Annotated in this window: 9 protein-coding genes; 2 read left to right on the top strand and 7 right to left on the bottom strand. The window is 32.0% G+C overall.

Going from position 1 to position 13,142, the window contains the following annotated elements; translation table 11 throughout:
• The first annotated feature begins 7 nt into the window (after positions 1–7).
• Positions 8–523, top strand: coding sequence for a DinB family protein (locus tag ACTJIW_RS14470; RefSeq protein WP_073411151.1), 516 nt, complete (start codon positions 8–10; stop codon positions 521–523).
• Between the two features lie 63 nt (positions 524–586).
• Here the strand turns inward: ACTJIW_RS14470 and recQ are convergent, their stop codons facing one another.
• The 6 genes from recQ to ACTJIW_RS14500 all read right to left on the bottom strand — a co-directional run bounded on the left by recQ (position 587) and on the right by ACTJIW_RS14500 (position 9,575).
• Positions 587–2,704 carry a DNA helicase RecQ gene (gene recQ, locus ACTJIW_RS14475; protein ID WP_440716667.1) on the bottom strand — a complete coding sequence of 706 codons (2,118 nt, stop codon included), beginning with the start codon at positions 2,702–2,704 and terminating at the stop codon, positions 587–589.
• Between the two features lie 142 nt (positions 2,705–2,846).
• Positions 2,847–3,260 (bottom strand): hypothetical protein, encoded by a 414-nt coding sequence (locus tag ACTJIW_RS14480; protein WP_012024869.1) that lies wholly within the window; start codon positions 3,258–3,260, stop codon positions 2,847–2,849.
• 9 nt (positions 3,261–3,269) lie between these two features.
• Entirely contained in the window at positions 3,270–4,238 is a 969-nt protein-coding gene (locus ACTJIW_RS14485) for a deoxyhypusine synthase family protein (RefSeq protein ID WP_073411146.1), read from the bottom strand.
• A 109-nt stretch (positions 4,239–4,347) separates the two neighbouring features.
• Complete coding sequence (locus tag ACTJIW_RS14490) at positions 4,348–5,751, bottom strand: decarboxylase (protein ID WP_012024871.1); 1,404 nt, start codon at positions 5,749–5,751, stop codon at positions 4,348–4,350.
• Between the two features lie 301 nt (positions 5,752–6,052).
• Positions 6,053–7,120 carry a 3-dehydroquinate synthase gene (aroB, locus tag ACTJIW_RS14495; protein WP_073411144.1) on the bottom strand — a complete coding sequence of 356 codons (1,068 nt, stop codon included), beginning with the start codon at positions 7,118–7,120 and terminating at the stop codon, positions 6,053–6,055.
• Positions 7,121–7,253: 133 nt separating this feature from the next.
• The gene (locus ACTJIW_RS14500) at positions 7,254–9,575 is read right to left on the bottom strand and encodes an O-antigen ligase family protein (protein ID WP_440716666.1); all 2,322 of its coding nucleotides are present in this window, start codon (positions 9,573–9,575) and stop codon (positions 7,254–7,256) included.
• 196 nt (positions 9,576–9,771) lie between these two features.
• On the opposite strand from ACTJIW_RS14500, the gene ACTJIW_RS14505 reads away from it, so the two are divergent.
• Positions 9,772–10,941: a proline dehydrogenase family protein gene (locus tag ACTJIW_RS14505; RefSeq protein WP_012024874.1), complete on the top strand. Its 1,170-nt coding sequence runs from the start codon at positions 9,772–9,774 to the stop codon at positions 10,939–10,941.
• A gap of 152 nt (positions 10,942–11,093) precedes the next feature.
• On the opposite strand, the gene ACTJIW_RS14510 is transcribed toward ACTJIW_RS14505, so the two are convergent.
• The gene (locus ACTJIW_RS14510; RefSeq protein ID WP_440716665.1) at positions 11,094–12,878 is read right to left on the bottom strand and encodes an ABC transporter ATP-binding protein; all 1,785 of its coding nucleotides are present in this window, start codon (positions 12,876–12,878) and stop codon (positions 11,094–11,096) included.
• Between the last annotated feature and the right edge of the window lie 264 nt (positions 12,879–13,142).

A 13,142-nucleotide genomic window follows, 5' to 3' on the forward strand; every position in this document is an offset into this window, starting at 1 on the left:
AACAGAAATGAGAACAGCAGAATTATTAGATAATGAATACTCTGGTCATTTTGGTACTTATATCAAAGAAGCCGGCGATGGAATTTTAATTGAAGAATTAGAAATTTCGCTTCATGAGTTTATCAGATTTGTTCAGGATATTCCAATGGATAAATTTGATTATCGTTACGCAGAAGGCAAGTGGACTATCAAAGATATCATTCAGCATGTTATCGATACGGAACGTATTTTTGCATATCGCGCTTTAAGATTTTCAAGAAATGATAAAACGCCTCTGCCAAGTTTTGAGGAAAGTGAATATGCTGACAACACCGATTCTAACAAAAGAAGTATTCAGGATTTATTAACTGAATTTTCTGCCGTAAGACATTCAAATTTATTGTTTTACAAAAGTTTATCTGATGAACAGCTTAAACGAATTGGAACTGCTTCAGGCAACCCAATTTCAGTAAGAGCTTTAGGTTTTGTAATAATTGGCCACGCAAAACATCATCAAAAAGTTTTTAAAGAAAGATATCTGTAAAGCTTATACAAATAAAAAATCCTGTGAATATTCACAGGATTTTTTTTATGATCAAAAGGGTATTTATTGAATTGTTTGATATTTTCTTTCAACAACTGCTAAACCAAATCTAATTTTATCATAAGACATTTTTTCTTCAAAATAATCGAAATAAGGCTTTAATGCACTTGGCTTTTCTAATTCAATCTGTGCTTTTTCTATCGCAGCAATTTCTTCATCAGAAACAAACTGGCTTAAATCTAAATCGTATCCGTCTACATATAATTTTGCAATATGAGAAACTACAGTTGTCTGGCTGATGCTTCTTCTTTCTGCAATTTCTTCGACAGAACTACCGCTTTGAAATAATTCGAGCGTTTTTTTATAAGTGCTGTCTTTTTTTTCTTTTTTAACAACCGATTTGTTTCTTTGAAACTCAATAATTGCATTGATAAATTCTGCACCGTATTTTTCAAGTTTTGCTTTTCCAACACCTTCAACAGCCAGAAATTCTTCATCGCTCATTGGCCTTAAGATTTCCATTTGTCTTAAAGATGCATCGCTGAAAATTACATATGCCGGAACTTCTTCTTCTTTAGCAATTTCATAACGTAATTTTCTAAGGGTTTCAAAAAGAGAATTTTTAACAGCCTTTGCTTTCTCTTGTTTTATTTCATTTTTATCAATTACTTTCTTGACAACTGTTGTGAGTTTTACTTTCTCGCCTTCAAATAAAACTTTTTTAGCAAAAGGCGTCAATAAAATTTTATTATGCTGGTGGAAGGCAATTTCGCAATATCCTAAATTAATAAGCTGAATTAAATATTGATTCCAGTCGTACCACGAAATATCAGCGCCAATTCCGTACGTTTTTAGCTCCTGATAATTTTTTTCGTAGATATGCGCGTTTTTCGAGCCTCTTAAAAAATCAACAATTACAGCCAAAGGCTCAGACTCCTGTAATCTTGTAATTGCAGAAAGCGCTTTTTGTGCGAGAATCGTCCCATCGAAAAAAGTTGGCGGATTTTTGCAAATATCACAATTACCGCAATTATCTGTCACCAATTCACCGAAATAAGAAAGCAGAATTTTTCGCCTGCAGCTTACAGCATCGGCATATTGTTTCATTCGGTCTAATTTGGCAAGCTGCACATCTGCATTCAATCCATCAGATGCAAATTTTTGAAGCTGAATTACATCTGCATAACTTTCAAACAAAACCGTTTCAGCCGGCAGACCATCACGACCTGCCCGGCCAATTTCCTGATAATAACCTTCTATGTTTTTAGGAAGATTGTAATGAATTACCCATCGTACATTTGATTTGTCAATTCCCATCCCAAATGCAATCGTGGCACATACAACCTGACAATCGTCGTTTATAAATTCATCTTGTGTTTTGGCACGGGTTGTATTGTCTAGACCTGCGTGATAGGCTTTTGCTGCAATTCCGTTTTTTGCTAATTTTTCAGCAAGTTCTTCGGTTGTTTTTCGGCTTAAACAATAGATTATTCCGGATTCATTTGGCTTATTTTCTACAAAGTCAATAATTTGTTTTACACGGTCTAATGCAGGGCGTACTTCAAGACTTAAATTTTTTCGGTCAAAAGAAGCTACAAAAGTTTTTGGATTTTTTAAATTGAGCTGTTTTGTAATATCAACACGTGTCGCTTTGTCGGCAGTAGCTGTTAAAGCCAAAACAGGAGTAGAAGGGAAGCGGTTTTTTAAATAACCCAAATTGGTATAAGCCGGCCTGAAATCGTGTCCCCAGGATGAAATACAATGTGCTTCGTCGATTGCGATTAAACTAATAGTTAATTCGCTAAAAATGGTGTCTAAATATGATAAACTTTCAGGAGCAATATAAACAAGCTTGAAAGTATTCGTTTTTAAATTGTCTATATAATACTGCTGTTCTTCTGAAGATTGGCTGCTATTGATGTAACAAGCTGAAATACCATTTGATTTTAAACTGTCAACCTGATCTTTCATTAAAGCGATCAGAGGTGAAATTACAATCGTTATTCCTGGCAGTACAAGCGCAGGTAATTGGAAGCATATCGATTTTCCTCCTCCGGTTGGCATAATAGCCAGAGCGTCATTACCAGACAATACTGTAGTAATGATAGTTTCCTGATTGGGTCTGAATTTTTCAAATCCAAAATTTTCCTTTAGTTTGGCGTGTAGTAGTTCTGAATTCATGCGGCGAATATTTATATCTGGAACTAAATCCAAAACATAAATATAGTATTTTTCTTATAATTAAATAATTTTATTTACCAATCAAATTTCATAAAAAAAGGAACCCTAAATGAGTTCCTTAGTTTATTTTTAAAACGAATAATTAATCTTCGTCATCTTCATCATCTTCATCGTCAGCGATATCATCTCTGTCTCTATCATCATCGTCATCGTCATCATCGCCGCCGTCAGTATCTGGTTTATCCTGAGTGTCATCATCGTCATCGTCATCAGCTTCATCATCAAGATCAAGACCTTTTACTGGTTCGATTGTGTCAACATCAAGATCGATATCGTCATCTTCATCATAATTTTCGATTCTGTCAGCCAGTTTAGTACTGATTTTTACTAAATAAATAGTGTCTTCAGTACGAACTTCAACAGCTTCTACTAATTCGTTTTTAGCGTTTCTAAAACGGATAACATCCGAATCATCATAACCATCAGGAAATTTTTCAACCAAAAGGTTTAAAATTTCATTTGTCAGTTTGGCGTAGTCTACTATAACTCTTTTCATAAAAATATCCTATAAATCTAATAAATATGCAAAAATTAATGGTGCAACGATTGTAGCATCCGACTCAATAATAAATTTAGGGGTTTTAATGTCTAATTTACCCCATGTGATTTTTTCATTTGGAACAGCTCCAGAATATGAACCATAACTAGTGGTTGAATCTGAAATCTGGCAGAAATAGCTCCAGAAAGGAACGTCATGCATTTCCATATCCTGATATAACATTGGTACAACGCAAATTGGGAAATCTCCAGCAATACCACCTCCAATTTGGAAGAATCCAATTCCGTTAGAACTGTTTTTAGAGTACCAGTCAGCAAGGAAAGTCATGTATTCGATACCTGATTTCATTGTTGATGCTTTTAAGTCACCTTTAATCACATAAGAAGCAAAGATGTTTCCCATTGTACTGTCTTCCCATCCAGGAACAATAATTGGTAAGTTTTTTTCAGCTGCAGCATACATCCAGCTGTCTTTTAAATCAATTTCGTAGTATTCTTCAAGAACTCCTGATAATAACATTTTGTACATGAATTCATGCGGGAAATAACGTTCTCCCTTATCATCAGCATCTTTCCAGATTTTATAGATATGTTTTTGTAAACGTCTAAAAGCCTCATGCTCAGGAATACAAGTATCAGTAACACGATTTAATCCTCTTTCCAGTAAAGCCCATTCGTCTTCTGGGGTCAAATCACGGTAATTAGGAACTCTTTCGTAGTGAGAATGAGCTACTAAATTCATGATGTCTTCTTCTAGATTGGCTCCAGTACATGAAATAATTTGTACTTTATCTTGTCTAATTATTTCAGCGAAAATTTTACCTATTTCGGCTGTACTCATAGCTCCAGCCATACTTACCAACATTTTTGAGCCATTAGCCAGTTGTTGTTCGTATTCTTTGGCTGCATCCACAAGTGAAGCAGAGTTAAAGTGTAAATAATGTTTTTCAATAAACTGACTGATTGGTCCTTTCATTTTGTTTTTGTTTTTTTTGTTTTTTTTGAATTAAAAGTTTTTAACCTTTTTACTGTATATGCAAATTAAGAATTTTATAGAAAATAACTTTTTAATTTGCAGATTTTTTTTACAATTTTTTCTTGTAGCCTAAAATCTTTAAAACATCATCAGAAGTCTGCTGCTCAGAGAAAACCTCTGTTGCAAGAATTCCGTTTTCGTCACGATCAATTAAAATATGTTTTGGCTGCGGAATCAAACAGTGGTGTAATCCTCCGTATCCTCCAATAGTTTCCTGATACGCACCTGTATTAAAGAAACCAATGTATAATGGCTTTTCTTTATTGTATTTAGGCAGGTAAATTGCGTTCATGTTTTGTTCTGAATTGTAATAATCATCACTATCACAAGTTAAACCTCCTAACAAAACCCGCTCGTAAGTATCATTCCAGCGGTTTATAGCCAGCATGATAAAACGTTTATTGATTGCCCAGGTATCAGGCAGAGTAGTGATGAAAGATGAATCGATCATATTCCATTTTTCTCTGTCATTTTGCTGCTTTTGATACAAAATCTGATAAATTGCACCACCGCTTTCTCCTACAGTAAATGAACCAAATTCTGTAAATATATTTGGCACATCAACTTCTGCTTCTTCACAGGCAATTTTAATTTGATTGATAATTTCATCAATCATATATTGGTAATCATATTCAAATGCAAGCGAGTTTTTAATTGGGAAACCGCCTCCAATGTTTAAACCATCAAGAGTAGGGCATTCCTTTTTAAGTGCAATGTATACTTTAATACATTTTACAAGCTCGTTCCAGTAATATGAAGTATCGTTGATTCCGGTATTAATGAAAAAGTGAAGCATTTTAAGCTCTAATTTATCATTTTCCTGAATTTGTTTTTTATAAAAAGAAACAATGTTTTTATATCCAATTCCTAATCTTGATGTATAAAACTCAAATTTAGGTTCTTCTTCAGCTGCAATACGAATTCCAATTTTGAATTTACCTTTAATTTCTCCCTGAAGTAAATCCAGCTCTTCGTAGTTATCAATAATAGGAATAGTATTTTTATGTCCGTTATTGATTAATCTTGCAATATTTGAAATGTATTCGTCTCTTTTAAAACCGTTACAAATTACATAAGTACTTTTGTTGATTTTACCATTTTCTAATAAATTCTCAACAATATTAACGTCAAATGCTGATGAAGTTTCAATATGAATATTATTCTTGAAAGCTTCATTCATAATATATTCAAAATGAGAACTTTTTGTACAATAACAATAGTAATATTTTGCTTCGTATTTATTCTTTTCCATTGCTTTTCTGAACCAAGACTTTGCCTTGTTGATATTTTCAGAAATCTGCGGCAAGTAAGTAAACTTTAAAGGTGTTCCATATTGTTCTACCAATTTCATTAAATCGATATTGTGAAACAATAAGTTGTCTTTGTTTAGTTTAAACTCTTCTTGCGGGAAATAATATGTTTGGTTTATTAGATCAGAATATTTTGTATTCATTTAGTTTTCAATATTTTAATTTGTTATTTAAATTTAGTAAAAAAATCTCGGCTAAATCTTAAATTCAAACTCTAATATTGGCAAATACAATTTGCAGTTTTTCGTGTTCTGCTTTTGAGCATAAGAAAACATCAAAACAAAACGGGCTTTTGCTATTGTAAAAACGGTTCAACATCCTTAGTAAAGAACTGTTGAGACGGTTTCTGTAAGAGCTGAATTGTCTTTGTTTATTGTTTGTTTTCATCGAGGCAAATGTAAAAAATAAAATATACCAAAAGCAACGGTTTTGATTAAAAAAAAATTAAGATTTATAATCTTGAAACGCTTCCAGAATTAATTTATTTTCAACCGATTGGTTAATTTTTATTTTTCCGATTCCTTCAATTAATGCAAATTGAATTAAGCCGTATTCATTTTTTTTATCATGAACCAGTAATTCAAGAATAGGATCTATGTCATTTTCTTCAAAAATTACCTGATCATAAATAGACTGAATTGCTGTTTTAATTTCGATGTATTCTTCTTTTGAAATTAAATTTTTATGAAGCGAAATGTAACTTTCAAGAATCATTCCCACAGCAATTGCTTCACCGTGAAGTAAAGTTGTTTTGTCTTCGCTTTCTAAAAAGTAGCTTTCAATGGCATGTCCTAATGTATGACCAAAATTCAATGCTTTACGAATGTTTTTTTCTGTTGGATCCTGAATTACGATTTCGTTTTTAATTTCAACAGAGCGATAAATTAATTCGTCTAATCCGTTATAATCAATAGATGATATATCAAGGAATTCTCTCCAGTATGCAGCATCGTAAATCAAACCATGTTTAAGCATTTCAGCAAGTCCAGAACGCATTTCGCTTTGTGGTAAGGTTTCAAGATATTGTGTGTCAATTAAAACCATTTGAGGTACATTGATAACACCAATCTGATTTTTAAGGTTTCCTAAATCGACTCCGGTTTTTCCTCCAACAGAAGCATCTACCATAGACAATAATGTTGTTGGAATATTTATAAAATCAACACCTCTTTTAAATGTAGATGCAACAAAACCTCCTAAATCTGTAACAACTCCGCCGCCCAGATTAATAATAAGAGATTTTCTATCTGCACCCAGTTCTGTTAAAACATGCCAGATTTGAATGCAGGTTTCAATATTTTTATTGGCTTCTCCAGCCTCAAATTCGATAATTTCGATATTTAAATCAGTTTCAATAATAGGCAGAAGCTTAGGAAGGCAATACTCATTTGTTTCTGTATCTACAATAATGAAGATATTTGAATATTTATTTTCTTTTAAATGTTTATTTAAGGCTTCGTAAGCATTTTGGTTAAAATGCACGAGATAATTATTTGCTTGTATAGACTGCATAATTTCTTTGGTTAATTGAAAGCGCAAAAATAAAGCATTTTAAGCTAAATAATATTCAAACTTTAAGCCTTATTTGTTTTAAAACGAATGATTCTAAGTAATATTCATTTCTGTTTGAAAAAAGAAGCAGATATTATTTACAACTTTGCAGAATTGATTGATTTACCTGAGAATATTTTTTGTTCTTGGCAATATTAAAATATTTGCAGGCATTTGCTTTATCCTGTTCTCTCAAGTAACATATTCCAATAAAAAATTCTGTTTTTCCATCGTATAGTCCGGGATATTTTAAAGCATTCAACAGGTAACTTATTGCTTTTTTATCCTGTCCGGCTTTATAATAATAAAACCCAATATTTTGTAATGGATATGGACTATTCGGATCTGTTTTTAGAGCTTTTTCATAGTATTCCAGGGCTTTATCTAATTTTGATTGAGATTCAAAACTTTGGCCTTTTACAAGATAATCCGTTACAAGTAAATCTTTTCTCTTTTTTAATAATATACTGTCTGCAGGAGATTTGATTAAGCCTTTGTTTATAAAATTCAATTGTGACTTATAGTTATAACCTGCTGTTTGTAAATTTGACAAGGTTAGATTCAATTCTTCCGGATAGTTTCTATATTTACTAAATAGTGCATGTTCTTTTAAAATTTCTGTAGTGTCTTTCATTCTTGCCGCCATGGCTGCTGATATGGAGTAAATTCCGTAATTTACAGGGTATCTGTAAAATGCTTTTTTTACATATATATAAGCGCTGTCAATATTTCCTTTTTCATTAGAAATAACATGTTTATAAAAATCGATTCTGCCTAAATATGGGTTGATTTTTGAAGCTCTCGAAAAACATTTTAAAGCCATGTTGTAATTCTTTTCCCGGATATAGTAAATCCCCGCATATTCATAAAATGACTCTGTAGTATTAAAAACATTCGGATATGCCGGCATTCTCCTCATCACTTCATCGCCGTTAAGAACTCCTTTAGTGTTTACGTTTATATTATCTGTAACAATTAAATATTCCAGATTTGATGCTCTATATATTAAAAACGCAGAATAACTGGTAATTAAAGAAACCACAATTAAAGTCAGAGCTATAATCTTAATAGTTTTATTTGAAGTTTGTTGTAAATCTTTGTCTTTAAAATTATTTAGAACAGTAAAGGCCAGAATTAAACTAAAGAAAATAGACATTGTTGGTCTGTACATTGGAAAGTTAAAAAAAGAATCAACTCCATAAACAATAACCAGCATTAAGGTCAAAAGCGCTGTTAATCTTGTATGTGAATCATTTGATTTTAGAACATTTTTTAAATTAATACTGAAAATCAGTATAAAAATGGATAAATAAATCAAGCCATTTATAATTCCTGTTTCTGCAGAAATTTCAATAAAATCATTATGTGCATGAAGGGAAACAATTAAATCGTAAGAAGTAGTTTTTTCATACGGAATAGATTCTATTTGATAATTACCTAATCCAATGCCAAGTATTGGATTTTTTTTAATCATTTCAAAAGCATTTCCCCAAAATATCAGCCTTGCTTTTGACGAATTATCCTCAGCGTTAATTCTTTGAATTCTGTTTTCTAATGCAACATATCGATTGTTGTCTTTAGATTTTTCAAAAATTGAGTTTGTATAGAAAACAGCACATAAAACAGGAACAATCAAGTATATAATTTTTATAAAACCTGGTTTACTGAAAGTGTTTTCTTTTAGCAGATAAACGATATAAATAAAAAATATTAAAAACAGGTTAATTAATGGAGTTCTTGCTCCTGTTAAAAAAATAACTGATACCGCACAGAACAGGGTAACTGTAAAAAATATTTTCTTATAACTATTAAAATGTGTAATCCCCAGTAATAGAAATGGAATTTTAATAGTAAGACTGGCAGCAAGTATATTTATATTTCCCGTATTTCCTTTCATGCCCCAAAGAAGATCGATAATCGAAGTGTTTTTAGGAATGATGAGAAAATTTTGTAATTGCTGCAGCGATTGAAAAAAGGCGCTGATACCAATTATCAATACTATTTTATACAGCAAGTCTAATTTGTCTTTAAGCAGAATAGTGAGATTTATAAAAAGACAAAATACAATTGCTATTTCGGTGAATTTTGTAAAAACTAAAGAAGAATTTTTTGCTGAAAACAATGAAATTCCGCATAAAAAAATAAAAGCCAGATATAATCTAAAAATATAACTGCGTTTTAATAATGAAAAAACAGTATTAGAAAGTACATTGGTGTTAAAGTAAAAATAAATACCAAGGATTAGATTAATAACCGATAAGTAGAGAAATTGCGGATTAATAATTTCCAGACTTTTGAAATAAGGAAGAAAATCGATTATAAGCAATAAAACTATAAATGAAAGAGTTACAAAATTTGAGATCTTTTTCTTATCCTTTGTTTCATTAATTATCTGGTCAATTTTTACGGTATTCATGACAATATTATATTTTTTGCAAATATACAAAATAAAGTAAATTCCTACTTTAACATAATGACGTAATTATTCCTTAATCAGTTTACAAAACGTATTAATACTAAATTTCTTTAACATTGATAATTTGTAAAAATTTCACACGATTTCGTAAAGAATATTCAAAACACTCTATATCTTTGCACAAAAACTAAATTTAATGGAAAAAATATTCGATAACACTCAAGTTGCTTTTTCACTTAAAAGTGACACAGAACTTGACAGGGCTTATTTTCTTTTTAAAATGATTGACAGTGAACCATTAGTAAGAATTGGGACAGCTGTTACCAATTTTGCTATTAAAGCACATCTTCCGGTTGAAGGGTTAATTCGTGCTACTGTTTTTGATCATTTTTGCGGCGGTGTAAACGAAAATGACTGTTTAACTGTAGTTGATAAAATGTTTACAAAAGGCGTTTCATCTGTACTGGATTATTCAGTTGAAGGTAAAGAAGAAGAAGAGCAGTTTGATGCCGCTTTAGAAATGACCTTAAAAACTATTGAATTTGCAAAAGAACGTTTAGCGATTCCTTTTGCTGTATTTAAACCAACAGGTTTAGGACGTTTTGAATTGTATGAGAAATTAGGCGAGAAACAAACTTTAAGTCCTGCTGAACAAGAAGAATGGAATAGAGTAGTGGCTCGTTTTGATCAGGTTTGCAGTGAAGCTCATAAAAAAGATGTGGCTTTATTAATTGATGGTGAAGAAAGCTGGATGCAGGATGCCGCTGATGAATTGGTTACCGAAATGATGCGCAAATACAATAAAGAAAAAGCGATTATTTTCAACACACTTCAAATGTACCGTTGGGACCGTTTGGATTATTTAAAAGGACTGCACGAAATCGCTAAAAAAGAAGGTTTCTTTATTGGAATGAAATTAGTTCGCGGTGCTTATATGGAAAAAGAAAACAAGCGTGCAGAAGAAAAAGGGTATGTTTCGCCAATTTGTGTATCAAAAGAAGCTACAGACATAAACTATGATGCTGCCGTTAATTATATGTTAGATCATATCGAAACTATGTCAATTTTTGCAGGAACTCATAACGAATTAAGTTCTTACAAACTTATGGAAAGTATGGCTCAAAAAGGCATTGCTAAAAATGACAACAGAATCTGGTTTGGACAATTATACGGAATGAGCGATAATATCAGCTACAATCTAGCTGAAAACGGTTATAACGTAGCGAAATATCTTCCGTTTGGACCTGTTAAAGATGTTATGCCGTACTTGATTCGCCGTGCTGAAGAAAATACTTCGGTAGCTGGGCAGACAAGCCGTGAATTATCAATGATTAAAGCAGAACGTAAACGTAGAAAAGGGAAATAATTAGTTTTCAGTTTTCTGTCTCAGTTTACAGATTATATAAAAAAGCTCCAATAAATATTGGAGCTTTTTTTATTCATTTTTATTTGAGTATTAAACCCGACAGGTTTTAAAAAACTGTCGGGTTTGTTGTATTATTTGAATTTGGAATTTATCTAAGAATTACTAAACTGTAAATTACTTAAGTTTTTATAAATTCCGTTTTCCAGATTTATTAATTCCTGATGTGTTCCTTCTTCTGAAATTTTTCCGTTATCAAGAACTAAGATTTTATCAGCGTTTCTAATTGTCGAAAGACGGTGAGCAATAATAATACTTGTTCTTCCTTCCATTAAGACCTCTAAAGCTTCCTGAACCAGTTTTTCGCTTTCGCTGTCTAAAGATGAAGTTGCTTCGTCTAAAATCAAAATACTTGGGTTTTTAAGCAAAGCTCTTGCAATTGCAATACGCTGGCGCTGTCCGCCTGAAAGTTTAACACCGCGTTCTCCAACTAAAGTTTCAAATTTTTCCGGGAAACCGTCAACAAAATTAAAAGCATTGGCTTGTTTTGCTGCCTGGATAATTTCTTCATCTGTAGCATCCGGTTTTCCGTAAGCGATATTTTCTCTGATAGTTCCTCCAAAAAGAATTACATCCTGAGGAACAATGCTCATATTGCCGCGAAGATCTTCAAGATCGTAATCATAAATATTTTTACCATCAACTGTAATTTCTCCCGAAGTAATATCGTAGAATCTCAATAATAGAGAAGAAATAGTTGATTTCCCGGCGCCGCTTGGTCCGACAATGGCAATTTTCTGTCCAAATTCAGCTTTAAAATTAACGTCTTTTAAAACTTGAATTTCCTGACGTGCAGGATAGCTGAAAGCAACGTTATTAAATGTAACGTTTCCTTTGATTTTTTCTTTATTCTGGTTTGAATTTGAGTTGATTTTCTCTGGGTTTTCGTCTAATAATTCAAAAACTCTTTCTGTTGCACCAATCGCTTTTTGGATTTGGGCATATAATTCGGCAATTCCACCAAAAGAAGCTCCAACAAAAGTAGAGTACAATACGAATGAAATTAACTGGCCAACGCTCATTTCGCCGGCAATACTTAAACGAACACCAAACCAAACTACCGCCACGATAGCGCCAAATAAACAGAAAATGATAAATGAAGCAAAATAACCGCGGTATTGACCTCCTTTAATAGCCAGTTTTACAACATCGCTGATTTTACCTTTATAACGTGCAATTTCATACCATTCGTTTGCAAAAGCTTTTACAATACTTATTCCCTGCATTGTTTCTTCTACAATTACCTGACTTTCGGCAACCTGATCTTGTACTTTTTTAGAATATTTTCTAATAAATCTTCCAAAAACTACAGCAGCAATGGCTACTAACGGAACTACAGAAAGCATTAATAAAGTTAATTTTAAACTTTCTGTTGCTAACAAGATTACACCACCAATAATCAATATAAACTGACGCAGGAATTCTGCAATTGTAGTGGTTAAGGTATCCTGAATCTGTGTAATATCAGCGCTGATACGGCTGTTTAATTCTCCAACTCTTTTTTGAGAAAAGAAAGTCATTGGCAGTTTAACCAAATTGGTATACAAAGCCAGACGCAGGTTTGCCAGTGTATTTTCGGTAAAGTTTACGAATAATGACAATCTGAAAAATGAGAAAAAAGACTGTAAAAACAAAATAGCAATTAATCCCAAAGCTATTGTATTTGCTTCGCCGTTGTCTTTGTTTTTAACGCAGTCTACCAGCATTCCCATCAATTTTGGAAAGGCAAGGGCAGTGGCGCCAGTTAAAAGCAGAAAAATTAACCCAATGAAAAATTTCCATTTATGGTTTCCTGCGTATGTAAATATTGTTTTTGCTTTATTAAGTGAAGTAGCCGTTATTTTTGATTTTGGTAAATCATTTTCTTTATATCGTGCCATTAGAATTTACTATTTTTAGGTATGCAAATGTATAACTAAGTCGAATCACTACAAAGGAATATTAAGAATTAGGAGTCTCAATTTAACTTTTTAACTAAATTATAAGAAATTAGTAAATTTTATTTGTTTTTTAAGAGTCTGAAAAATAGATTTCTAAATAAAAACTTGAAAAAATATTTCATTTTTTTTCAAAATATGCTTGTAAATACAAAATCTAGGTGTAGATTTGCACTCGCAATCACAAACGATAGCAGCCTAGTAAAA

The organism is Flavobacterium sp. 22659 (assembly GCF_052044235.1).
Classification (GTDB): domain Bacteria; phylum Bacteroidota; class Bacteroidia; order Flavobacteriales; family Flavobacteriaceae; genus Flavobacterium; species Flavobacterium johnsoniae.